Source organism: Amycolatopsis sp. EV170708-02-1, from assembly GCF_022479115.1.
Taxonomy (GTDB): Bacteria; Actinomycetota; Actinomycetes; order Mycobacteriales; family Pseudonocardiaceae; genus Amycolatopsis.
The window spans coordinates 2,053,221-2,077,377 of record NZ_CP092497.1 but is presented as its reverse complement, the minus strand read 5'-3'; the positions used below and the strand labels follow the sequence as shown (position 1 = coordinate 2,077,377).

At 69.5% G+C, this 24,157-nt stretch carries 20 protein-coding genes and 1 pseudogene; 15 read left to right on the top strand and 6 right to left on the bottom strand.

Going from position 1 to position 24,157, the window contains the following annotated elements; translation table 11 throughout:
- Positions 1-11 precede the first annotated feature (11 nt).
- Complete coding sequence (locus MJQ72_RS09575; protein ID WP_240598754.1) at positions 12-1,199, bottom strand: Glu/Leu/Phe/Val dehydrogenase dimerization domain-containing protein; 1,188 nt, start codon at positions 1,197-1,199, stop codon at positions 12-14.
- A 163-nt stretch (positions 1,200-1,362) separates the two neighbouring features.
- On the opposite strand from MJQ72_RS09575, the gene MJQ72_RS09570 reads away from it, so the two are divergent.
- The 8 genes from MJQ72_RS09570 (at position 1,363) to MJQ72_RS09535 (ending at position 9,936) form a co-directional block, all read left to right on the top strand.
- Positions 1,363-2,286 carry a LysR family transcriptional regulator gene (locus MJQ72_RS09570; RefSeq protein ID WP_037337353.1) on the top strand — a complete coding sequence of 308 codons (924 nt, stop codon included), beginning with the start codon at positions 1,363-1,365 and terminating at the stop codon, positions 2,284-2,286.
- Positions 2,287-2,415: 129 nt separating this feature from the next.
- Positions 2,416-3,678 (top strand): glutamate-cysteine ligase family protein, encoded by a 1,263-nt coding sequence (locus MJQ72_RS09565; protein WP_240598753.1) that lies wholly within the window; start codon positions 2,416-2,418, stop codon positions 3,676-3,678.
- Positions 3,675-5,024 (top strand): ergothioneine biosynthesis protein EgtB, encoded by a 1,350-nt coding sequence (egtB, locus tag MJQ72_RS09560; RefSeq protein ID WP_240598752.1) that lies wholly within the window; start codon positions 3,675-3,677, stop codon positions 5,022-5,024. Before MJQ72_RS09565 ends, egtB begins: the two co-directional genes overlap by 4 nt.
- Positions 5,025-5,029: 5 nt before the next feature.
- Positions 5,030-5,794, top strand: a complete 765-nt coding sequence (egtC, locus tag MJQ72_RS09555; protein WP_240598751.1) for an ergothioneine biosynthesis protein EgtC — start codon at positions 5,030-5,032, stop codon at positions 5,792-5,794.
- Positions 5,791-6,768, top strand: coding sequence for an L-histidine N(alpha)-methyltransferase (egtD, locus tag MJQ72_RS09550; protein WP_240598750.1), 978 nt, complete (start codon positions 5,791-5,793; stop codon positions 6,766-6,768). The genes egtC and egtD overlap by 4 nt, the downstream gene beginning before the upstream one ends.
- 46 nt (positions 6,769-6,814) lie before the next feature.
- Positions 6,815-7,237, top strand: a complete 423-nt coding sequence (locus tag MJQ72_RS09545; RefSeq protein WP_396426981.1) for a nitroreductase family deazaflavin-dependent oxidoreductase — start codon at positions 6,815-6,817, stop codon at positions 7,235-7,237.
- Between the two features lie 156 nt (positions 7,238-7,393).
- Positions 7,394-8,998, top strand: a complete 1,605-nt coding sequence (locus tag MJQ72_RS09540) for an alpha/beta hydrolase (RefSeq protein WP_240598748.1) — start codon at positions 7,394-7,396, stop codon at positions 8,996-8,998.
- A 218-nt stretch (positions 8,999-9,216) separates the two neighbouring features.
- A complete protein-coding gene (locus MJQ72_RS09535) occupies positions 9,217-9,936 on the top strand; it encodes a nucleotidyltransferase domain-containing protein (RefSeq protein ID WP_240598747.1) in 720 nt (239 codons plus the stop codon).
- Here the strand turns inward: MJQ72_RS09535 and MJQ72_RS09530 are convergent.
- The 3 genes from MJQ72_RS09530 to MJQ72_RS09520 are packed head-to-tail and all read right to left on the bottom strand — an operon-like array spanning position 9,926 to position 12,686.
- Positions 9,926-10,273, bottom strand: coding sequence for a darcynin family protein (locus MJQ72_RS09530; RefSeq protein WP_240598746.1), 348 nt, complete (start codon positions 10,271-10,273; stop codon positions 9,926-9,928). The two genes, MJQ72_RS09535 and MJQ72_RS09530, sit on opposite strands and share 11 nt — an antisense overlap.
- 15 nt (positions 10,274-10,288) lie before the next feature.
- A complete protein-coding gene (locus MJQ72_RS09525; protein ID WP_240598745.1) occupies positions 10,289-11,179 on the bottom strand; it encodes an SDR family oxidoreductase in 891 nt (296 codons plus the stop codon).
- 13 nt (positions 11,180-11,192) lie between these two features.
- Complete coding sequence (locus tag MJQ72_RS09520; RefSeq protein ID WP_240598744.1) at positions 11,193-12,686, bottom strand: MFS transporter; 1,494 nt, start codon at positions 12,684-12,686, stop codon at positions 11,193-11,195.
- Positions 12,687-12,760: 74 nt separating this feature from the next.
- On the opposite strand from MJQ72_RS09520, the gene MJQ72_RS09515 reads away from it, so the two are divergent.
- Both MJQ72_RS09515 and MJQ72_RS09510 read left to right on the top strand, forming a co-directional pair.
- A complete protein-coding gene (locus tag MJQ72_RS09515; RefSeq protein ID WP_240598743.1) occupies positions 12,761-13,714 on the top strand; it encodes a LysR family transcriptional regulator in 954 nt (317 codons plus the stop codon).
- Between the two features lie 135 nt (positions 13,715-13,849).
- Positions 13,850-14,293, top strand: a pseudogene (locus tag MJQ72_RS09510) (MgtC/SapB family protein); the annotation flags it as partial.
- A 398-nt stretch (positions 14,294-14,691) separates the two neighbouring features.
- Here MJQ72_RS09510 and MJQ72_RS09505 read toward each other — a convergent pair.
- Complete coding sequence (locus tag MJQ72_RS09505) at positions 14,692-15,495, bottom strand: alpha/beta fold hydrolase (protein WP_240598741.1); 804 nt, start codon at positions 15,493-15,495, stop codon at positions 14,692-14,694.
- Positions 15,496-15,570: 75 nt separating this feature from the next.
- Entirely contained in the window at positions 15,571-18,378 is a 2,808-nt protein-coding gene (acnA, locus tag MJQ72_RS09500) for an aconitate hydratase AcnA (protein ID WP_240598740.1), read from the bottom strand.
- A 341-nt stretch (positions 18,379-18,719) separates the two neighbouring features.
- Here acnA and MJQ72_RS09495 point away from each other — a divergent pair, with 341 nt between their 5' ends.
- The 5 genes from MJQ72_RS09495 to MJQ72_RS09475 all read left to right on the top strand — a co-directional run bounded on the left by MJQ72_RS09495 (position 18,720) and on the right by MJQ72_RS09475 (position 24,098).
- Positions 18,720-20,069: an NlpC/P60 family protein gene (locus tag MJQ72_RS09495; protein WP_240598739.1), complete on the top strand. Its 1,350-nt coding sequence runs from the start codon at positions 18,720-18,722 to the stop codon at positions 20,067-20,069.
- Between the two features lie 3 nt (positions 20,070-20,072).
- The gene (locus tag MJQ72_RS09490; protein WP_240598738.1) at positions 20,073-20,615 is read left to right on the top strand and encodes a molybdenum cofactor guanylyltransferase; all 543 of its coding nucleotides are present in this window, start codon (positions 20,073-20,075) and stop codon (positions 20,613-20,615) included.
- A 44-nt stretch (positions 20,616-20,659) separates the two neighbouring features.
- A complete protein-coding gene (locus MJQ72_RS09485) occupies positions 20,660-21,343 on the top strand; it encodes a hypothetical protein (RefSeq protein WP_240598737.1) in 684 nt (227 codons plus the stop codon).
- Complete coding sequence (locus tag MJQ72_RS09480) at positions 21,340-22,935, top strand: hypothetical protein (protein ID WP_240598736.1); 1,596 nt, start codon at positions 21,340-21,342, stop codon at positions 22,933-22,935. The genes MJQ72_RS09485 and MJQ72_RS09480 overlap by 4 nt, the downstream gene beginning before the upstream one ends.
- Positions 22,936-23,027: 92 nt before the next feature.
- On the top strand, positions 23,028-24,098 hold the full coding sequence (locus tag MJQ72_RS09475) for a MoxR family ATPase (RefSeq protein WP_037305078.1): 1,071 nt from the start codon (positions 23,028-23,030) through the stop codon (positions 24,096-24,098).
- Positions 24,099-24,157 lie beyond the last annotated feature (59 nt).

Sequence of the window (24,157 nt, the reverse complement as noted above, 5' to 3'; positions counted from 1 at the left end):
CACGCGTGCCTTCAAGGGATGACCAGCGCGGGGGAGGTTTCCGCGGCGGTGGCGTCCGAACGGGTGGTTTCGGCGAGCCGCAACCCGGTGGTGCGGGGTGCGATCCGGTCGAGGTTCCACGAACTGAGCAGCAGGGCCACCTTCGCCCGCATCTCGGTCCGCAGGCGCAGGAACGAATCGGCCGGATCGGCGCCGACCTCGCCGAGCAGGAGCCACCAGGCCCACGCGGCCGCGCCGGCGTTCGCGACGAAGTCCGGGATCACCGGGATGCCGCGGGCCGCCAGTCCCGCTTCGGCGTCGGGCGTGGTCGCCGCGTTGGCCGCTTCGATCACGACCTTCGCCTTGACCAGGCCCTGGTTCCCGGCGCGGAGCGCGTAGGAGATCGCCGCCGGGACGAGGATGTCCGCGTCGGTCGCCACGATCTCGTCACGGGGGAGCAGCCGGACGTCGGCGGGGAGCCGGCTGCGGTCGACCTCGCCGTAGGAGTCCCGCAGTTCCAGCAGCGCCGGGATGTCGAGGCCTTCCGGCCGGTACAGCGTGCCGGCCGCGTCGGCGACCGCGACGACCTTCATCCCGGCTTCGTGCAGGTACCAGGCCGCGCCGCCGCCCATGGTGCCGATGCCCTGGACGGCGACCGTGGTCTTCCCGGCGGGCCACTCCCACGCGTCGGCGACACCGAGGCAGGCCTGTGCGACGCCGTAACCGCCGATCACGTCGCCGAGCAGGAGCCCGCCCGGGACCGGAGTGCTCAGCCCGGCCTGTACCCGGCGGAGGGTGTGCGCCGGATCGGCCGAACGACGGATGGCCGCGTGGTACGACTGCTCGAGCCCGAGTTTCGCGAACACCTCGTCGATCAGGTGCTGGGGCACGCCGAGGTCTTCGGCGGTCACCCAGTGGTTGTCGATCCACGGCCGAAGGAAGGCGCAGAACCGTTCCAGCACACCGAAAGCGCGCTCGTCCTTCGGATCGAAGTCGATGCCGCCCTTGGCCCCGCCGACCGGCAGGCCGAAGGTCGCGGTCTTGTTCGCCATCCCCCTCGCCAGGTCCTCGACCTCGGTCATCGTGCAGCCCGCGCGCATCCTGGTCCCGCCGGTCGCGATACCGGAGACCAGGCTGTGCACTACGAGGTAGCCGGTGGCACCGGTGACGGGGTCGGTCCAGACGAGCCTCATCAGCGGTTCGGCGTTCCTCGCGGCCATGCGGCCACCTCCTTCGTGGATTCGGGGTCGTTCCTGCGGCACTTCCGAGGGTGCGCCCCCGCGGGCGCGCGCGTCCATTTACCGAATCTGAACGATGTCGTGCAGAGAAACTGGTGTAACGCGTCACCCGGCGTCCGCGACCGCGCCCGATTACGTTGGGGCCATGGAGCTTTCGTTGCACCGCCTGCGGATGCTCCGCGAGCTGAGCAGGCGCGGCACCGTCACGGCGGCCGCAGCTTCGCTGCATTACACCGCTTCGGCGGTGTCGCAGCAGCTGGCTCAGCTGGAGCGGGACGTGGGCGCGAAGCTGTTCGAACGATTCGGCAGGCGGGTGCAGCTGACCGAACTGGGGCTGCTGCTCACCGAGCACGCCGAGGAGATCCTGGGGTCGGTCGAACGGGCGACGCTGGCCTTGGAAGAGGCGCAGGAGACCGTTTCGGTGCGCCTCATGGCGGGGGTGTGGGCGTCGGTCGCTTCGGGGCTGTTGCCGCACGCGCTGGCCGCGCTCGCGGGTGAGCATCCGGGGATCCAGGTCCGGACCCGCGAGCTGGCTCCCGAGGACACCGCCGACGCCGTCCGTGACGGCGAACTGGACCTGTCGTTCGTCCTCGACTATTCCGACGCGCCGATGCCGTGGGACGCGGGCCTGGAGCGCGCGGTGATCGCGGTCGAGCGGCTGCACGCCGCCGTACCCGCCGGTGCGGTGCCCGCCGGGAGCGCATCCCTGCTCGAACTGGGCGAGCATCCCTGGATCCTCGCCAGCCCGAAGAGTCATTTCGGCCGCGCGGTGCGCACGGCGTGTCACCGGCACGGGTTCGAGCCCAAGATCAACCACGAGGTCGAGGAGCAGTCCACGGCGATGGCGATGGTCAGGGCCGGGCTCGGGGTGACGCTCGTTTCCGACCTCGGGCTCGGGCTCCGGCCGCCGGGGATCGACGTCGTCGCGCTGACCACACCGTTGCTCCGGACGGTTTCGATCGCCTACCGGACGACCTCGTCACGGCGGCCGGCACTGCAGCTGGTGATCGAGGCGGTGCGAAACGCGGCGGCCGCGCTGGGCCTGGGCACGGAGCCCGCTTTGCCCTGATCGTCCCGTCCCGGAAGGTGGTCCGGCGATCCTGCCCGGCAAGAACCGGACTGATTTTGTCGGACCTCGCGTGTAGCGTCCGAAGTCAAGGTATCTCAGTTATCGGACAACCGACTGGACGGCGGAAAGATGACTACTGTTCATGATTTCCCCGAGAAGTCCGGGAGCGCGTCGAACGCGACGGCGAAGGTCCTGTCGGACCGCGCCGAAGGTGAGGCGTATGTGGCTTCCGTGTGCTTCAAACACGGGCCACCGAGACTTCTCGGCGTAGAGCTGGAATTCACCGTGCACTACGCCGACGAACCCGCCCGGCCTCTCGATCCCGACGATCTCGCCACCGCGCTCGGCCCGCACACACCGCGGACGCTGCGCCCCGACAGCCCCGCCCTCCCGCTTCCGGCAGGTTCACCGCTGAGCCTCGAGCCCGGATGTCAGGTGGAGATCTCCGCTCGACCACAGACCACGCTGCGCCACCTGGACGCCGTCGTCTCGGCCGATCTGGCCCATCTCGAAAGTCTTCTCACCGCACGAGGCCTGTACCTGGGGGACACCGGGATAGACAGGCATCGCGCGCCCGCCCGCAAGCTGGGCACCCCGCGCTACGCCGCGATGGAACGCCGCTTCGCCCCGATGGGAGACGGCGGCGCGACGATGATGTGCAGCACCGCCGGCCTGCAGGTCTGCGTGGACGCCGGTGAGGAGCACGAGCTGGCGGTCCGCTGGGCCGCCGTCCACGCGCTCGGTCCGCCCCTGCTCGCCACCTTCGCCAATTCCCGGATCCACGCCGGCCGCGACACCGGCCACGCGTCCGCGCGCTGGCTCGCCGTCATGGAAACGGAAAAGGCCCGCACCCGGTCGGCGGAACCGGGCAAGGATCCGGCCGCGGAATGGGCGGGCAGGATCCTCGACACGCCGCTGATGGTCCTTCCCGGTTCCGACGGCCGCTGGGACGCGCCCGATTCCCTGACCTTCGCCGACTGGATCGACGGACGGGGCGAGGGTGCCCGGCTCGGCAAGCCGACCGAGGAAGACCTGGCCTATCACCTGACGACGTTCTTCACGCCGGTCCGTCCACAGGGGTATCTGGAGATCCGCTACCTGGACGCCCAGCCCGCCGCCAGGTGGCTGCACCCGGTGGCCCTGCTGGCCGCGCTGCTCGCTCGCCCGTCCACAGTGGACAAGGTGCTCGAACTGTGCGAACCGGTCATCGGCAGATGGGAGTGCGCGGCCAGGTTCGGCCTCGCCGACCGGGAGATCGCCGCCGTCGCGAGCAAGGTGGTGGACCTCGGCTGTGCCGAGTTGGGCACGACCGGTCTGCCGCCGGAGACCATCACGGAGATCAGCGAGGGCGTGCAATCCCTCGTACGGGGTTCGAGGAGCCACCAGTCATGAGCGTGGAAAGCACCGAGACCAACCCGCTTCGCGCGCTGAGCCCGCAAGACCTGCGGGCCCACGCCGCCGAGGCGCTCACCAGGGCCCGTGAGCGCAGCATCGCGCTGACGAGCGTCGACGACGAAGACCTGATCCGCCAGCATTCGAAACTGATGTCGCCGCTGGTCTGGGACCTCGCGCACATCGGCAGCCAGGAGGAGCTCTGGCTGGTACGCGACGTCGGCGGCCGCGAGGCGCTCCGGCCCGACATCGACGACATCTACGACGCGTTCCAGCACGCCCGCGCGGATCGCCCGGCCCTGCCGCTGCTGGGCCCGGAGGAAGCGCGCAAGTACGTCCGCGAGGTCAGGGAGAAATCCTTCGACATCCTGGAAACCGTTCCGCTGCAAGGCAGGCGGCTCACCGAGGACGCCTTCGCCTTCGGCATGATCACCCAGCACGAGCAGCAGCACGACGAGACGATGCTGGCCACCCATCAGCTGCGCAAGGGCGACCCGGTGCTGCACGCGCCCGCCCCGCCGCCGTCGCGGTCCGGGCCGCTGCCCGCGGAGGTGTTCGTGCCCGGTGGTGCCTTCACCATGGGCACCTCCGCCGAGCCGTGGGCGCTGGACAACGAGCGCCCGGCGCACGAGGTCGCGGTGGAGGCGTTCTTCATCGACACCGCACCGGTCACCTGTGGGGCGTATGTCGAGTTCCTCGACTCCGGAGGTTACGAAGACCCGAAGTGGTGGAGCGAGCGCGGCTGGGCGTACCGCAGCGAGCACGGCATCGACGCGCCGCGGTTCTGGAAACGGGAGCAGGACGGCTGGTGGCGGACGCGGTTCGGCGTCTACGAGAAGGTGCCCGCCGCGGAACCCGTGGTCCACGTTTCCTTCCACGAGGCCGAGGCGTACGCCGCCTGGGCGGGACGGCGCCTGCCGACGGAGCCGGAGTGGGAGAAGGCCGCCCGGTTCGACCCGGCGACCGGCCGATCGCGCCGGTTCCCCTGGGGCGACGAGGAACCCACCCCCGACCACGCCAACCTCGGGCAACGGCACCTGCGGCCCGCGGAGGTCGGCGCGTACCCGGCGGGCGTTTCACCACTGGGCGTGCACCAGCTGATCGGCGACGTCTGGGAGTGGACCAGCAGCGGCTTCGAGGCGTATCCGGGATTCGCCGCGTTCCCGTACAAGGAGTACTCCGAGGTGTTCTTCGGCGGGGACTACCGGATCCTGCGCGGTGGCTCGTTCGGCACGGACGCGGCGGCCATCCGCGGCACGTTCCGCAACTGGGATCACCCGATCCGGCGACAGATCTTCTCCGGGTTCCGCTGTGCCCGGGACGCGCGGCCGAGCGAGGTGGCCTGAGCGGCATGTGCCGTCACCTCGCGTATCTCGGCGAGCCGCGTTCGCCCGCCGAGATGCTCTTCCACGTCCCTCATTCGCTGCTCGTGCAGTCGTACGCCCCCCGCGACATGCGGGGCGGCGGCTCGGTCAACGCGGACGGGTACGGCCTCGGCTGGTACGCCGAGGGTCCCGATCCGCTGCGGCTGCGCCGGTCCGCTCCCTTGTGGACGGACGGGGATCTGCCCGCCCTGGCCGGGTCGGTCCGCTCGCACGCCTTCATGGCCGCGGTCCGGAACGGCACGACGGCCATGCCGGTCGTCGAGGCGGCGAACGCGCCGTTCACCGGCGGCGGCTACCTCTTCAGCCACAACGGGCTGGTGCGGGGCTGGCCGGACTCGATGGCCGAGCTCGCCGCGAAGCTGCCGATCACCCGCCTGCTGACGCTGGAGGCGACCACGGATTCGGTACTGCTGTGGGCTTTGCTGCGTGAACGGCTGGAGGCGGGCGAAGACCCGCTCGCGGCCGTCACCTGGCTGACCGGAGTGGTCGAGGAGGCGGGGCCGGGTTCGCGGCTCAATCTCCTGCTGACCGACGGCCGGACGCTCATCGGTACCGCGTGGACGCATTCCCTGTCCTATCGGGACACCGGTGACGGTGTGCTCGTCGCGTCGGAACCGTGCGACGACGATCCCGGCTGGACTCCCGTTCCCGACCACCACGCCGTCCGGGTCACCGGCGCGGGCGTGGAGATCCTGCCCCTCGAAGCCGATCGGAGCCCTGAGGCACGATGACCGAACTCGACCTCGACGTACACCACAGCGAATCGGATATCACCGAGCAGCTGCGCGCGGACGTCCGCGCCGGCCTGGAGGCCGACCAGAAGTGGTTGTCGCCCAAATGGTTCTACGACGCGCGCGGCAGCGAGCTGTTCGAGAAGATCACCGCCCTGCCCGAGTACTACCCGACCCGGAGCGAACGGGAGGTGCTCGCCGCGCGCGGTGGTGAGATCGCCGAAATCTCGGGCGCGCACACCCTCGTCGAACTCGGATCCGGATCGAGTGAGAAGACGAGGCTCCTGCTCGACGCGCTGACGAGTCACGGCACCTTGAAGGAGTTCGTCCCGCTCGACGTCTCCGAAACCGCGCTCGCCGAGGCCGCGGAAGCCATCACGGCCGACTACCCCTCCCTGGAGGTCCGTGGCGTGGTCGGCGACTTCACCCGGCATCTGGACCTGCTGCCGGGCGACCGGCCGCGGATGGTGGTCTTCCTCGGCGGCACGATCGGCAACTTCTTCCCCGCCGACCGCGCCACCTTCCTGCGCTCGGTCCGCGACGTGCTCGACGAAGGGGAGTGGTTCCTCCTCGGGACAGACCTGGTGAAGGACCGGGAGACCCTGGAGCGCGCCTATGACGACGCCGCCGGGGTGACCGCCGAGTTCAACCGCAACATGCTCCACGTCATCAACAACGGCCTGGGCGCGAACTTCGACCCGGCCGCGTTCGACCACGTCTCGTATTGGGACGAAGAGAACGAATGGATCGAAATGCGCCTGCGGGCCCGTGCACCGCTGACCGTCGACATCCCGGGCGCCGACCTGCAGGTGAAGTTCGCCGAGGGCGAATACGTGCGCACCGAGATCTCCGCGAAGTTCCGGCGGGAGGGAATCGCCGCGGAACTGGCCGAAGCCGGTTTCTCCGTGGAGGAATGGTGGACGGACTCGGAATCGCGGTTCGGGGTGAGCCTGGCAAGATCTGTCCGTGGCTAACCCTCTCACGTCGCTCGCCCGCGTGCTCGGCACCAGACCGTGGCTGATGGGGCTCGCGGGCGGGATCATCTGGGTGGACAAGAGACTCCACCGGCTCTTCAAGGGGAAGGTGAGCCTGGTCGCGCTGGCCGGGCTCCCTTCCCTCCGGCTGACCACGACCGGCCGGAAGAGCGGGCTGCCCCGCAGTACCAATCTTTTGTACTTTCCGCACGAGGAGGGTTTCGTGCTCGTCGGCTCCAATTGGGGGAGGCCGAACGATCCGGCGTGGACACACAATCTGCGCTCGCGTCCCGAGGCCGTCGTCGCGCTCGCGGGCAAGGAGATCCCGGTCAGGGCCAGGGAACTGCTCGGTGACGAGTACGAAGCGATGTGGAAACTGCTGCTGGAGTTCTGGCCCGGTTACTCCATGGAGGCCGACGCCGCTCGCCGTGTGTTACCGATTTTCGAGTTGAAGACAACCACTCGATAGGTTCGTACCATCCTTTCGGCCGGTGACTGGGTTACGGGCTTGTGCGAGGCTCGCTTGGTGTTACGCGCCGTGACGTCGGCGGCGCGCCGTGCGACGTGGTCCGTCACGTCGCCAGCCGAGGGAGGAGTCGTTTTGCCGAGATCCACAAGGAGGCCGGTGCGCGGTTTCGCACTGGTAGGGGCACTCGTGGCGGGCGCCGCGCTGTCCGGGGCGTCCGGGACGGCGGTCGCCGCTCAGGAGGCCGGGCCGCCCGCCGCCCAGGTCGGCGCGACGGCGCCGGTGAACTGGGGTGCCTGCACGGCGGACCAGCTCCGCGGTGTTCCGGCCGATCAGGTGAAGTTCTACAGCTGCGCGCGGTATCGCGTGCCGATCGACCACGACAACGCGGCGCTCGGCACGATCGACATCGCGATGCTGAAGCGGGCGGCGAAGACGCCCGACAAGAAGGTCGGTTCGCTGTTCCTCAACCCGGGCGGTCCCGGCGGCTCCGGGTTCCGGATGCCGATCGGCGCGGCGAACTACTTCCAGCCGCAGGTGCTGGACCGGTTCGACCTGATCGGGTTCGATCCGCGCGGGGTCGGGGCCAGCAACCCGCTCAAATGCTTCACCACGCAGGAGGACGCGGACGACGTCTTCGCCGCGCAGATCCCCGTGCCGCTGTCACGGCAGGAGATCTCCGGGACGTTGGCCTCGTACCGCGATTACGGCCAGTTCTGCAAGAACAACGCGGGCGTGCTGCTGAACCACATGTCCACCAAGGACGTCGTGCGTGACCTCGACAAGATGCGGGCGGCCGTCGGCGACCAGAAGCTGACCTTCGTCGGCTTCTCGTACGGGACCCTGATCGGGTCGACGTACACGGGGATGTTCCCGAAGCAGAGCCGGGCGATCGTCGTCGACGGCAACGTCGATCCGGCGCTGCGGACCAGCGACGGCGTGCAGTACGACCGCGAGCGCGCTCGCGGGTTCGAGATCGCGCTGGACGCCTTCCTGCGCAAGTGCGCGCAGGTCGGGCCGAAGTGCTCCTTCAGCGCCGGTACGCCGCGGGAGAAGTTCGACGAGATCCGCGGCCACCTGCGCCAGCAGCCGATCAAGCTGCCGGACGGGAGCAGCTACGACATCAACGCGTTCACCAGCACGGTGGCCGGGGTGCTGTACTCGCCGACGTCGTTCGGGCCGCTGGCCGACGACCTGCAGGCGCTGTACAACATCGTCCACCCGCCCGCGGCGCAGACGCAGACGGCGCAGGCCGTCGAGCTGAAGGTGCTGCGGTCCGGGGCGAACGGGCGCGCGGACGCGAACCCGGACAGCCCCTACACCGGCGACGACTCGTACTTCGCCGTGAACTGCTCGGACAAGAAGATCACGATCAAGCAGGAGAAGGTCCCCGAGATCGCCGCGAAGTGGGAGAAGGAATCGCCCACTTTCGGTCGCTACCAGGCGTTCTCGGACGTGGCGGGCTGCCCGGTGTGGCCGGCGAAGAAGCCGGACGTCTACCGCGGCCCGTGGCAGGCCAAGACCGACACCCCGGTCCTGGTCATCGGGAACTACTACGACCCGGCGACCCAGTACCTGTTCTCGAAGCGGATGGCCGACCAGCTGGGCAACGCCCGCCTGCTCTCGGTCGACGCCTTCGGGCACTGCATCCTGGGCGACTCGCTCGGGGTGGACAAGGTGACGGCCGACTACCTGATCGATCTGAAGGTCCCGGCCAACGGCCAGGTCTTCCAGCCGAACGTCCAGCCGTTCGAAACCGCCTGATCCCGGGCTGAAGAACACGAAGGCCACCGTCTCGGCGGTGGCCTTCGTGGCGTCCGGGGACCGGTCCCGAACTCCCGGCCCTAGGGTTCCGGACGGGGAGGGCCGGATCGGCCGGGCGGCTGCTCGTCCAGGAGATCCGGGTGGGTAACCAGGGCACCGGCTTCGGCTTGGTCGCGGCCGCCGGTGCGCCTGGCTCACCCCACCGGCATGCTGGACGGATGGATCCCGTCCGTATCGCCCGCGAGGTGGTCGAGACCCGTTTTCCCGCCGCGAGGGCCGCGATCCTGGGCGGAAGCGCGAACACCGGATCGCGTACCGCGAAATCGGATCTCGACGTCGTCGTCTTCCTCGACGGGCCGCCCGCGCCGTACCGCGAAACGATCGAACACGACGGCGTGCCGGTGGAACTGTTCTGCCATACCCCGGAGTCCTACGAGGCCTTCGCCACCCAGGAGACCGCCAGCCGCCGTTCGCCTTTGCTGCACATGTGCGGCGAAGGCCTCGTTCTCCTCGACCGCGACGGATTCGGTCAACGGACGCAGGCGGAGGCCCAGGCACGACTGCGTGCCGGGCCTCCGCCGCTTTCCTCGACCGATCTGGAGGACCACCGCTACCTGATCACGGATCTCCTGGACGACCTCGACGGGGCGGACGACCCCGACGAACTGGTCTTCGTCGCCGACCGGCTGCTGATCGCCGTGGCCGAGCTGATCCTCCTCATGGGAGGGCGATGGCGGTCCCACGGCAAGTGGCTCCTGCGACGGCTCCGGGAGGCCGATCCGAAGACCTGCCGGGAGCTGTTGCTCGGCTACCGGCAGGTCGTATGCGCGGGCGATCCCACGTTGTTGCGGCAGGTCGTCGCCGTTGTCCTCGACGGAGTGGGAGGCCGTCTTCTCGTGGGCTACCGACGGGATGCTCCCACCGGTTTCAGACGTTGACGCTCGCGTACGCGTCCAGGCCGTAGTTCGTGGCGTACGCGTTCTCCACGCCGACCAGAAGGTCGACCACCTCGAAGTACCGGTCCCAGAACGGCGTCTCGCGCAGCGCCTCGACGAGCAGCTGGTACGAGTGGTGGTCGTCGGCCTCCCACACCCACACGTCGGTCACCCGCGCGGAGTAGAACTCGGTGTCGAAGAACCGGGACCGGACGCCCTTCACCTTGCTCTCGATGGCGGGGAGGACCTCGGTCTTGAAGGCCTCCACGCGCTGTTCGACGGTGAGCCCGAGCCACTCGGGCGTGGTCTTCACCAGCATGAAAGCGGTCACTGCGGACATGATGTTCCCTTTCGGTCAGGTGTAAGCGCCGGCTTCGATGTCCTCGGCCAGGCTCGGTCCGGATGGGGCCCACTTCAGGAGTTCGCGGGTGCGCGCGCTGGACGCGGACATGTCCAGCGCGAAGAACCGGCCGACGAACCCGAAATGCTCGGCGGCGTTCTCCGGTGCCACGGACACCACCGGGACGTCGAGCGCCCGTCCGACGGCTTCGGCGATTTCCTTCGTGGTGACGGCTTCTTCCGCGACCGCGTGGAGCAGCGAGCCGGTGGGCGCGCCTTCCAGGCCCAGCCGGACGAGCCGGGCGGCGTCGGTGCGGTGCACGGCCGCCCAGGCCGCGCCGCCGTCGCCGAGGTAGCCGGACACTCCGTGCTTGCGAGCGGCCGCCACGAGCGCGGCGACGAAACCGTGGTCGCCCACACCGTGCACGGACGGCGCAAAGCGGGCACTGATCACCCGTATGCCCTTTTCGGCGTACTCGAGCGCGAGGTTCTCGGCACCGCCGCGGTGGGAATCGGGGCCGACGGCGGGGGAGAGGTCGGCCTCGGTGGCAGGGCGTCCGGTGGCCAGGGTCGAGAGGCCCGCGGCGAGGACGAAGGCCCGTCCGGTGCCGGCCAAGGCGTCGGCGAAGGTTCGGACGGCCGCCCGTTCGGCCCGGTCGGACTCCGCGGGGTTGCCCCAGTCGTGCTTGTTCGCCAGGTGGATGACGGCGTCGGCCGCCTCTGCGCCTGCGCGGAGGCCGTCGAGGTCGTCCAGGTCGCCGCGGCGGGTGTGGGCGCCTTTGCGCTCCAGCGTGGCGGCGGAGGCGTCCGATCGGGCGAGGCCGGTGACCTCGTGCCCGGCGTCGAGCAGTTCGTCCACGACGGCCGAGCCGATCCAGCCGGTCGCCCCGGTGACGAATACGTGCATGGGAACGCTCCTTCTACTTGGTGTTGCGGGAAAGCCGTGATTGCAGGACGACGAGCGCCCCGAGGACGAGCACGCTCACGCCGATCACCCGGAGTGCCGTGCTCGCGCCGGTGATGAACGCGGAGATCACCTCCGGCGAGCGGCCGGGCGCGGCGACGGCCAGCGCTTGCGCGACTGTGTGCGGATCGTGATCCGCGCGGATGTCGGACGGCAGCGCCGCGACGAACCGTCCGGTGAGGACGGTGCCGATGACCGCCACACCGAGCGCGCTGCCGAATTCGCGCGTGGTGGCCTGCAGCCCGGCGCCGACACCGGCCTGCGCCGGCGGCAGTGAACCGGAGATCGCGGCGGACAGTGTCGGAAGGGCCAGCGTGACACCGATCCCGGTCACCACGAGCCAGGCCGCGTAGACCGGATACGGCGTCGAAGCGTCGCTTGTGGACAGTCCGATGAGGCCGCAGCCGCAGGAGAGGAACGCGATGGCGACGACGACGTCGACTCCGAAGCGCTGGACGGCCTTGCCCACGTGCCGCGCGCCGAGGATGACCGGGACGGTCAGCGGGATGATCCCGAGCCCGGTCAGCAGGACACCGAAACCCTTGCCGTACTGAAGGAAGGACGCGTTGACGTAGAACAGCGCGAACATCCCGAAGAAGATCGCGATCATGCCGAGACAGGCGCTGCGCAGTGCGGGCACCCGGAACAACCGGGGATCGAGCAGCGGGTGCCCGGCCTTCAGTTCCACGAACGCCCACAGGGCGAACAGCACGGCCGAACCGGCGAATCCGGCGAGGACGATCGGGCTGGTCCAACCCGCTTCGGGACCTTCGACGATGCCGAGCAGCAGCGCGACCGAAGCGGCCACGAGCAGGACGGCGCCGAGCGGGCTGAGCGGCCGCTCGTGCCGCGGGGACACCGGTGCGATCCGGGCGACGAGCGCGACGAGCACCAGCGAGAGCGGGACGGCGGCGGCGAACAGCCATCGCCACGATCCGCCCGCCAGCACGGCGCCGCCGCCGACGTTCCCCACGACACCGCCGATCCCGGTCATCGACGCCCAGGTCGCGATGGTGACGCCCTTGCGCTCGGCGGGGACGGCGTGCAGCAGGACGGCGAGCGTGTTCGGCAGCACGGCGGCGGCCCCGATCCCGGTGATCGCCCGGCCCGCCAGCAGGAACGGCACGTTCGGCGCGATCGCCGACAGCAGCGCGCCGAGCCCGAAGAGCGCGAGTCCCGAGAGCAGGACGCCCTTGCGGCCGAAGCGATCGCCCGCCGCTCCGCCGGGAATCACGAGACAGGCGAAGAAGATCACATAGGTGTCGACGATCCAGATCAGCGCCGACGCGGACGGGTGGAGGTCGCTCGCGGCGAGCATCGGGACGGCGAGGTTGATCGCGGCGACCATCCCGACCACGAGCACGACACAGGCGCATATGGCGGTCAACAGGCCGCGCCGCGAGTCTGCCGGGGCAGCGGTGGCTTCGCGGAGTTGAAGTCGGAGTGGCATGTCCACGACGCTATGGGCGGCATGTTCTTCGTGCCACGCAACTTCGGCAAGGCAGAGTTGCGTACCATGCAACTATGGTCGATCAGCTGGACCTCAACCTCTTGCGGGTGTTCGACGCCTTGCTGCGCGAGGGCAGCGTGACGGCGGCCGCCGAACGTCTGCATCTGTCGATCCCGGCGGCCAGCCGGGCGCTGGGCCGGTTGCGGCGCGCGATGGGGGATCCGATCCTCGTACGCGCCGGCCGCGGGATGGTGCCGACGCCGTTCGCGCTCCGCACGGCGCCGCGGGTGCGTTCGCTGCTCGACGAGGCGTCGGCGCTGATCAGCGCCGACCGGGAGCTGTCGATCGGCGACCTCGAACGCACCTTCACCATCCGCATCAACGACGGCGTCGCCGCGACGCTGGTCACGGCCGCCGTCGAGGCGACCGCCGCCGTCGCTCCGGGTGTCGTCCTGCGCTTCGTCGCGGAAGGCAGCGAAAGCGCCGAAGCCTTGCGCGACGGCTCTGTGGACCTGGACATCGGCGCCGGTGACATCACGGCGCCCGACATCCACTCGACGCTGCTGTACCACGAACGTGTGGTCGCGATCGTCAGGGCGGACGGTCCGCTCGGGAGTGTGCGGCGTCCGACGCTGGCGCACCTTTGCCGCTATCCCCATGTTTCCGCGTCTCGGCGGGGAAGGGGTAGAGGGCCGCTCGACGACGTGCTCGAGGCGGCCGGGCTCCAGCGCCGGGTCGCCGCGGTCGTCCCGACCTCCGCCGTCGCCGCGTTCCTGGTCGCGTCGAGCGACTACATCGGGCTCGCGCCCCAGCGGCTCGCCGAGCAATACGGCCGGTCGCTCGGCATCCGCTGGTTCGCGATCCCCGCGGACCTCCCGCGGATCGAGGTCTGCCAGCTCTGGCACGCGCGGCTCGACGCCGATCCGGCCCAGCGCTGGCTACGTGACACGATCCACGCCGCGTTCGGGCCGTCCGGTGGTAGAGTCTCGAAGGTTGATCAACACCGATCGAGTACGAAAGCGAGGTGAGCGGCACATGCCGGAAGACAGTTCTGGACCGACCGGACGTGGTCGCCGTTCACCCGTGTGCGCGGTGCGCTGACCTTCTCCGGTCTCCTTTCCCTGTCTGGCTTTGTGTACGCACGCCAGAAAAGAGCCGGAATTATGAACACCTTCGAAATGCTGCTCAGGGTCGGCACCGGCGTCGGCCTCGGCGCCGTCATCGGCATCGAGCGCCAGTACCGCGCCCGGATGGCCGGACTCCGCACCAACGCCCTCGTCGCCGTCGGCGCGACGCTCTTCGTCCTGCTGTCCGCCCACGGTTTCGGCGGGCTGAACACCAGCGGTGACGCCGACCCCACGCGGGTCGCCGCCCAGATCGTCTCCGGTATCGGGTTCCTCGGTGCCGGGGTGATCTTGCGCGACGGCCTGAACGTGCGCGGGCTCAACACCGCGGCCACCCTTTGGTGCTCGGCGGCGGTCGGATCCCTTGCGGGAGCGGGGCTTTACAGCGTCGCGCTCGCCGGGACGGCGGTGATCGTCGGGGTCAACGTGCTGTTGCGTCCGCTCGGCCGCGTCGTCGACCGGCGCCCGGAACAGCGGGAAGACGAGCTCGTGAGTGGTAAGGACGGTTAGCACGAACGGTACCCACAGGGCCCGTTCGTGAGGGGTGAGGCGAAGGTGGCGTGCTCGTCTGCTGGGTGAAGGGGGCTTTCGCTGCATCTGATGCGGTGATGGGCCCCTTCGCGTCTTGCTGGGGCACCGTGCTGGCGAGTTGAGTGCGCCCAATGGGGCACTGGGGACGCCATGCCACATTGGGCGCGCCGGGGCGCCACCTTCGCCCTACGGGTCAAGAGAACCAACCGTGTCTCAGCTACCTGCAGTCGGGCGGTTTCGCGTGACGGCAGGGACGACACACGTGATCAGACGGACGACACGCGTGTCCAGGCGGACGACTCGTGGCGGACAGCGACACGCCACCCTTGCCTTACCCCTCGCGGCGAAACTCACGAGCAGGCCAGGAAGTCCAGCAGTATCCGGGAGAACTCGGCGGGCTTCTCCAGGTTGATCATGTGCGCGACCCCGGGGACGACCAGTTTCCGGGCGTCGCGTGCCTCTCTTTCGATCTGGTCCGCGATGGCGAGGATGTCCGAGGAATCCAGATCCCCCGCCAAGGTCAAGGTGCGCGGGATCAGCTCGCCGGTGCGCTCGACGGCCCGTAGCTCGTCCATCAGCGTGAAGCCGGTCAGCCTGTGCCGAACGACGGTCTGGGTGTACATCTCCTGGCACAGCCCACGGACTCGCTGATCGACGTCGGTGGGCGCTCGCCGGGGCCCGTCCACCCACATGCGCAGGATGCATTCGATGGCGGCGGGGAGATCGCCCGGCGTGCCCGCCTCTTCGAGTTTCTTGTTCTGTTCCAAGACGAAGGGATCCTTCGTCACCATCGCGCTGAGCCCGGTGGCGACGAGGACGAGGTTCTCGACCAGATCCGGATACGTCAGCGCGAAATCGACCGCGATCCGCCCGCCGCCGGACAGCCCGACCAGTGAAGCGCGGGGGAGTTCCAGCGCGGTCATCAGCTCACGGAGATCCTCGTAGTGCTTGAAGCGCTCCGTCGGCGTCGAGGAGTCGCCGTGTCCGCGCGCGTCGTACCGGATGGCGGTGTGGTGCCGTTCGAGCGCCGCCATCTCGGCGTCCCACATCCGGGAATCGAGTATCCCGCCGTGGAGCAGGACGACGGGATCACCCTCGCCGCGGATCTCGTACGCGAGCTCGCCGTTCTCGACCGGGATTCGACCATGGGGCATACGGCGACGTTACCGAAGAACGCACGAAGGCCCCTTTCCCGAAAGTGCGGGGAAAGGGGCCTTCGCGTGGGGTGCTTACGCCTGCGTCATCTTCCGCAGGACGTACTGCAGGATGCCGCCGTTGCGGTAGTAGTCCGCCTCACCCGGGGTGTCGATGCGGACGTCCGCGTCGAACTCCACCTTGGTGCCGTCGGTCTTCGTCGCGGTGACGTGGACCGTGCGCGGGGTCTCGCCGTCGTTCAGCTTCGTGATGCCCGAGATGTCGAACGTCTCGGTGCCGTCGAGGCCGAGCGACGAGGCCGACTCGCCCGCCGGGAACTGCAGCGGGATGACGCCCATGCCGATCAGGTTCGACCGGTGGATGCGCTCGAACGACTCGGTGATCACCGCGCGCACGCCCAGCAGGCGCGTGCCCTTGGCCGCCCAGTCACGCGACGATCCGGAGCCGTACTCCTTGCCGCCCAGGACGACCAGCGGGATGTCCTGCGCCGCGTAGTTCTGCGCCGCGTCGTAGATGAACGCCTGCGGGGCGTCGTCCTGGGTGAAGTCGCGGGTGTAGCCGCCCTGCACGTCGTCCAGCAGCTGGTTGCGCAGCCGGATGTTCGCGAAGGTGCCGCGGATCATGACCTCGTGGTTACCGCGACGCGAGCCGTAGGAGTTGAAGTCCTTCTTCTCCACGCCGTGCTCGGTCAGGTACTGCGCGGCCGGGGTGCCCGGCTTGATCGCGCCGGCGGGGGAGATGTGGTCGGTGGTGACCGAGTCGCCCAGCTTCGCCAGCACGCGCGCGCCGGAGATGTCGGTGACCGGGGCGGGCTCCGCCTGCATGCCCTCGAAGTACGGGGGCTTCCGGACGTAGGTGGACTCCGCGTCCCAGTCGAAGGTCTTGCCTTCGGGGGTCGGCAGCGACTTCCACCGCTCGCCACCGTCGAAGACGTCGGCGTAGTCCTTGGTGAACATCTCCTGCGTGATCGCGTAGTCGATGGTCTCCTGGATCTCCTTGGCCGAGGGCCAGATGTCCTTCAGGAAGACGTCGTTGCCGTCGGAGTCCTGGCCGAGCGGCTGGGCCTCGAAGTCGAAGTCCATCGTGCCGGCGAGCGCGTACGCGATGACCAGCGGCGGCGACGCGAGGTAGTTCATCTTCACGTCGGGGTTGATGCGGCCTTCGAAGTTCCGGTTGCCCGAGAGCACCGAAACCGCGGTGAGGTCGTTCTCCTGGATCGCCGCGGAGATCTCGTCCGACAGCGGGCCGGAGTTGCCGATGCAGGTGGTGCAGCCGTAGCCGACCAGGTGGTAGCCCAGCTTCTCCAGGTACGGCCAGAGGCCGGCCTTGTCGTAGTAGTCGGTGACGACCTGCGAACCCGGCGCCATCGAGGTCTTGACCCACGGCTTGACCGAGAGGCCCTTGTCGACCGCGTTCCGCGCGAGCAGCGCCGCGCCGAGCATGACCGACGGGTTGGAGGTGTTGGTGCACGAGGTGATCGAGGCGATCACCACGGCGCCGTGGTCGAGGATGAACTCGCCGCGGTCGGCGCTGGTGACCTTGATCGGGTTGGTCGGGCGGCCGGTGTGGCCGTTCGCCGCCGACTGGATCTCGACGGCGTCCTCGTCCTTGAAGGAGAGGGCGGCCGGGTCGCTGGCCGGGAAGGTCTCCTCGACGGTCTCGTCCACGTTGGTGTGCGGGACCTCTTCGCCGCCCACGTAGTCGTGGATCGACTTGCGGAACGAGTTCTTCGCGTCGGTGAGCTCGATGCGGTCCTGCGGGCGCTTCGGGCCGGCGATCGACGGGACGACCGTCGACAGGTCCAGCTCGATGTACTCGGAGTACTCCGGCTCGTGCGACGGGTCGTGCCAGAGGCCCTGCTCCTTGGCGTAGGCCTCGACGAGCGCGACCTGCTCCTCGGAGCGGCCGGTGAGCTTGAGGTAGCGGACGGTCTCCTCGTCGATCGGGAAGATCGCCGCGGTGGAGCCGAACTCGGGGCTCATGTTGCCGATGGTGGCGCGGTTGGCCAGCGGCACCGCGCCGACGCTCTCGCCGTAGAACTCGACGAACTTGCTGACCACGCCGTGCTTGCGCAGCATCTCGGTGATGGTGAGCACGACGTCGGTGGCGGTCACGCCGGTCGGGATCTCGCCGGTGAGCTTGAAGCCCACGACGCGCGGGATGAGCATGGAGACCGGCTGGCCCAGCATGGCGGCCTCGGCCTCGATGCCGCCGACGCCCCAGCCCAGCACGCCGAGGCCGTTGACCATCGTGGTGTGCGAGTCGGTGCCGACACAGGAGTCGGGGTACGCCTGGCCGTTGCGGGCCATCACCGTGCGCGCGAGGTGCTCGATGTTGACCTGGTGCACAATGCCGGTGCCCGGCGGGACGACCTTGAACTCGTCGAAGGCGCCCTGGCCCCAGCGGAGGAACTGGTAGCGCTCGCGGTTGCGCTCGTACTCGATCTCGACGTTGCGCTCGAAGGCGTCGGCGCGGCCGAAGACGTCGATGATGACGGAGTGGTCGATGACCAGCTCGGCGGGGGCGAGCGGGTTCACCTTGTCCGGGTCGCCGCCGAGGTCGGTGACGGCCTCGCGCATGGTGGCGAGGTCGACGACGCAGGGGACACCGGTGAAGTCCTGCATGATCACGCGGGCGGGCGTGAACTGGATCTCGATCGACGGGTCGGCCTTGGCGTCCCAGTTGCCGAGCGCGCGGATGTGGTCGGCCGTGATGTTCGCGCCGTCCTCGGTCCGCAGCAGGTTCTCGAGCAGGATCTTCAGGCTGTAGGGAAGGCGCTGGGAGCCCTCGACCTTGTTCAGGCGGAACACCTCGTAGGAGGCGTCGCCCACCTTCAGCGTGTCTTTGGCGCCGAAGCTGTCCTTGCTGGCGGGTGCGGTCACTTCTAACTCCAGTGGCGGGTCAGTTCGGTGTGTTCTCCAGGTCGTTCGGGCCGACCCGGAGCGAGTGTTGCGCACCCCCACCGTAGGTCCGGACCCGGGATGGCACACCTCGTTCGTCCCTTCAAACAGTACGCCTGTCCTTTTTGGCTGGCAAGCCGACACGCGCGTAGGGAACGTCTCATCGACCTGCGGCCGTTCGAGTGACGAAACGTTCGTCTGTTCGTCCCCCGTTGAGGGGAAATGGTGCCTACGGTGTGTAAGTTCCTGGTGGTGCTTCTGGTAATGCTGTGACGGCAGTGGCACAGTGAGCTCATTGTTCAAGATCAGGAGGTGGGTGGATCGTGCGTGGTGAAGCCGGGTCGAGGACCGGTGCCCGCCGTGGCACGACCATCGGTGCGCTGGGGATCGCCCTGTTGCTCGGGGTGACGGGTACCGCCATCGCGGTACCGCCGCCCCCGCCGAACCCCAGTGACTCCGAGATCAACTCCAGCAAGGCCGACGCCAACGCCAAGGCGGGCGACGTCGGCAGGCTCACGAACCAGCTGGCCCAGGCCGAGTCGAAGCTCGCCCAGCTCAACGACGACGTCGAGCTGAAGATGGAAGAGGCCAACAAGGCCCGGGTCGACGCGGAGACCGCGCAGGACGAAGCCGCGCAGGCCGATCGCGAGGCGAAGTCCGCGCGCACCGAATCCGACGCCGCGCAGGCGACCATCGACAAGGCCCGCGCCGACCTCGACAAGTTCGCCGCCGCGAGTTTCCAGCAGGGCAGCGCGATCGGCTCGGTGTCGGCGTACCTGACCGCCAACAGCCCGAAGGAACTCCTCGGCCGCGCCCAGATGCTCGACGCGGTCGGCGGCAGCAGGCTCAACGCGCTCGACGCGATGAAGCGGGCGCAGACGGACAAGTCCAACAAGGACGCGACCGCGCGCAAGAAACTGGAGATCGCGCAGGAGCGCAAGCGCGCGGCCGAGGCGGCCAAGCACGAGGCCGACAACGCCCAGAGCGCCGCGCAGCACGCCCAGGACACCCAGGCCGCGCAGAACCAGAAACTCGAAGCCGACAAGGCCAGTGTCGAGAAGCAGCTCTTCGAAGCGCAGCAGAAGGTCAACGGCCTGCAGGGCCAGCGCCAGCGCTACGAGGACTGGAAGGCGCAGAAGGCCCGTGAGGACGAGGAGCGCGCTCGTCAGGCCGCGCTCGCCGCGGAAAGGCCCAGCCAGGGCGGCGGTGGCCGTCCGTCCGCCCGGCCCGTCCAGTCGGCCCCGGCCGGGGCGAGCGTCGAGGCCGTCGTCCGGCGGGCGCTCTCGCAGCTCGGAGTGGTCTACGCGTGGGGTGGCGGCAACACCTCCGGCCCGACCCGCGGTATCCGCGACGGTGGCACGGCGGACCGCTACGGCGACTACAACAAGATCGGGTTCGACTGCTCGGGCCTGATGATCTACGCGTTCGCCGGGGTGAAGTCGCTTCCGCACTACAGCGGTTACCAGTACAACGCCGGGCGGAAGGTGCCGCTCTCGCAGATGCGCCGCGGCGACATGCTGTTCTGGGGCGGCAGCGCGCGCGGTATCCACCACGTCGCGATGTACCTCGGGAACGGCCAGATGGTCGAGGCGCCGCAGTCGGGCCTGCGGGTCCGGATCGCGCCGGTGCGGTACGGCGGCATCATGCCGTACGCGACCCGCTTGATCGGCTAGAGCGTGCCTTACACGGGGATCGTGCTGGCGGGCGGCGCCGCGCGTCGCCTGTCCGGTGTGGACAAACCCGCGCTCCCCGTCGGTGGGAAACCGTTGCTGGCCAGGGCGTTGGCGGCACTCGCGCACGCGGATCCGGTGATCGTCGTCGGCCCGGAACGGCCCGGCTTCGGCGATGTCGTCTGGACCAGGGAATCGTCACCGGGAACGGGTCCGGTGGCCGCGCTCGCGGCCGGGCTCGCGCTGGTGCGCACGGAGCTCGTCGTGGTGCTGGCCGGCGACCTCGCCGGTGTCCGGAAGTCCACTGTGGACCGGTTGCTGGCCGGGCTCGGTTCCGCTGCCGGAGCGGTGCTGGTCGACGCGGCGGGGGAGCGGCAGTGGCTGCTTGGCGCCTGGCGTGCGGAGGCCTTGCGCGGTGCCCTGCCGGAAACGGTGGAGAACGCGTCGCTGCGGCGGACGTTGGGCGGGCTGGAGATCGTCGAGGTGCCCGAAGAGCCGGGAGAGAGCGACGACATCGACACGCCGGAGGATCTGGACCGGTTTTCCTGACCCGAGCAGGGGTACGCGGGCGGGCGGTTCGGCATCATAAGCCGGTGAGCGACCTGCATCCGGACGAGTACGAGTCGGACCTCCTGCGCGACGGCGAGGGCTTCATCGAGGATTTCGACACCTGGTCCGCGCTGCTCGCACTGGAGGCCGTGCTCGACGAAGCGCTCACCGAACCGGAGATCGCCTCGGGGCTCCGCAGGGAAGGACTGCGAGCCGAAGACGCCCGCACGGCCGTTCTCGGCGATGTCACCGCACTCGCGCGGATCCGGATGGAGCGGGAGCGGGCGGGTGTGGTCTTCGAACGGCCCCGGCGCCTCCCGTTCCGGCGGGTGACCGTCCGTGAGGCGGGCTGGTTGCTCGTGACCTGCGCGCTCCTCGTGGGATACCTCCGGATCCTGCAGCTGACGTGGTCGTCGATGCCGTCGCCCTTCCAGCTGGTCGGCGTGCTGGGGCTCGGCGCGGTGATCGGGATGGCGGTCCTGGTCATCGGCCGCCGGATCCCCGGACTCTTCGTCACCGAAGGCTGGCAACGCACCGAGGAGTGGGCGCATCCGGAGATGATCGGCTTGGGCGACCGGTGGGAGTTCGCGCTGAGGGAGATCGTCCTGCCGGCGCTTCGGGCTCATTTGCGGGATCACCGGCGGATCCGATCGGGCGTCGATCTCGTCTTCGAGGAGCCGGACGCCTCGGCGGAGCTGGAAGGGGGCTTGTGCGGACGGCCGCGGTGAAACGGCTGCGCCGGATCGTCGATCGGGCGGATTCGGTGGCCGTCGCGCTGGCCGGGCACCGGGGGACCGGCAAGACAACGGCGATCCGCTCGCTGGAGCAGGGCCTGCTGAGCCGGTCGGACCGGGCGGCGCCGCTGGTCGTCGTCGCCTCCGCGCCCGCCGCGTACGAGGCCCGCGACTTCGTGCTGCACCTGCACGCGTTGCTCTGCAAGGCCGTGCTGGCGAAGATCTCGATGGGCTCGCGAGCGGTGTCCGGCCGTCTCCGTCGGCGGCGGATGCTCGGGCGTTCACTCCGGAAGGCGTTGGCGTTCCTCGTGTTCTGGGGAGTGGCGGCGTCGGCCGTCTGGCTCCTGTGGGGCGGGGCGCCGTGGCGGGACCTCTGGACGCTCGCGCTCGATCTCGTGAACGGGCGGGTTTCGCCGCAGCAGCTGTGGACGGGACAGCCCACAGCGAAGCTTTTGGCCCTCGGCGTGGTGTCGCTGTTCCTGCTGCGGCTGGTGTTCGGCGTGGTGGCGGCCGGTGCCGCCGTCGTCCGGCTGCTGATCGCGCGCCGCCGGGTCATCCGGCTGGCGGGCTTCCGCCGGCTCACCGAACAGCAGCTCGACCGGATCCGGTTCCTGCAGACCTACACGACCGGCTGGTCCGGGAAGCTCAGCATGCCGCTGAAGGGTGAAGCCGGCCGGACCTGGTCGACCCAGCGTGCCGAACAGCAGCTCACCCATCCGGAGGTCGTCGACAAGTTCCGCGAGTTCGCCGAGGAGGCGGCTCTGCGGCTGGCGGCGGAGAGGATCGCCGGCCGGGTCGTGATCGCGATCGACGAACTGGACAAGATCGGCGAACCCGACAAGGCGCATCAGTTCATCAACGACGTGAAGGGTGTCTTCGACGTTCCTGGGTGCCTGTTCTTCGTGTCCGTCTCGGACGACGCCGTCCTCGGTTTCGAACAGCGGGGGCTCGGCGTGCGGGACGCCTTCGACAGCGCGTTCTCGGAGATGGTGCGGCTCGAACCGTTCACTTTGGACGAGAGCAGGCTCTGGATCGCCTTGCGGTTGCGGGGGATCTCCGAACAGTTCTGCTACCTGGCGCATTGTCTGTCGGGAGGACTGCCCCGGGACCTCAAACGCTGCGCCACCGAGATGGTCGATCTCGCGAACGAGGTCTACCAGCCGTCGCTGGAGACCGTCGCGCGAAGCCTCGTCACCGGGGAGCTGGCGGGCAAGGCTCGCGCCTTCATCGCCACCGCGGCCACCTTGGACCGTTCGCCGGAACTGGTCGCGCTGACCACGGAGCTGCTCGGCATCCCGGGGACGGAGGAGCCGGAGGCGCTGGCCGCGATCGCCGAGCGGCTGGTGGCCGACGGCGACGGCGATGCCGCCGCGATCAGCGATCTGCGCTGGCACAGCGGCTGTTTCGTCCTGTTCTGCGCCACCGTGCTGGAGGTCTTCGACGACACGCTGACCGGCGACCGGCTGACGCCCCGCCTGCACCTGCTCGCCGTCGTCCGGCAGCGGATGGCGATGCACCCGAAGCAGGCGTGGGACGACCTGGTGAAGTTCCGGGGCGAGGCCCCTTCACAGCCGTCATACCGCTGATCGGGTTGGCTACCGTCACGAACGGCTGTGTCACCGACCACTACGGTCACATCCGGACGCAAGAACGCAAGCGGGGAACACAGGAGGCACGAGTGACCGAGCCCGGCTACGCCGACGGCGCGCAGCAGCAGCCCGGAACGCCGGCGCGGGACGCCCAGTTGCTGGAGCGGACCGTGTTCGAGGTCAAGCGGATCATCGTCGGCCAGGACAGGCTGGTCGAGCGGATGCTGGTCGGCCTGCTGGCCAGGGGCCACCTCCTGCTCGAAGGTGTTCCCGGTGTCGCGAAGACCCTCGCCGTCGAGACCTTCGCGCGCGTGGTCGGCGGCTCGTTCTCGCGCGTGCAGTTCACCCCGGACCTGGTGCCCGCCGACATCCTCGGCACCCGGATCTACCGGCAGGGCGCCGAGCGGTTCGACGTCGAGCTCGGCCCGGTGGTGGCGAACTTCGTGCTCGCCGACGAGATCAACCGCGCGCCCGCGAAGGTGCAGTCGGCGATGCTCGAGGTGATGGCCGAGCGGCACGTGTCGATCGGCGGCCAGACCTTCCCGATGCCCGACCCGTTCCTCGTGCTCGCCACGCAGAACCCGATCGAGAACGAGGGGGTGTACCCGCTGCCCGAGGCGCAGCGGGACCGCTTCCTGTTCAAGATCGTCGTCGAGTACCCGACGGCCGAGGAAGAGCGCGAGATCATCTACCGGATGGGCGTCACCCCGCCCACCCCGCAGGAGGTGCTCAGCCCGGCGGAGCTGGTGCGGCTGCAGAACGTCGCTTCGCAGGTCTTCGTGCACCACGCGCTCGTCGACTACGTCGTGCGCCTCGTGCTCACCACCCGTACGCCGAACGACCACGGCCTCGCCGACGTCGCGGGCTGGGTGTCCTACGGCGCCTCGCCGCGCGCCAGCCTCGGCATCATCGCCGCGGCCCGCGCGCTGGCGCTGGTCCGCGGGCGGGACTACGTGCTGCCGCAGGACGTCGTCGACGTCGTTCCCGACGTGCTGCGTCACCGGCTCGTGCTGTCCTACGACGCGCTGGCCGACGGCGTCCCCATCGACCACATCATCACGCGGGTGCTGCAGACCGTGCCGCTGCCGCAGGTCTCGGCCCGTCCGCAGGGCGGCGCCGGGCAGGGCGGACCGGTCCCGGCCGGCGCGCCCGTCAGGTAAGGGATCCGAGTGAAGAACGAGAAGGGCGAACGTCCTTCCTGGGCTCCGCCGGTACTCCG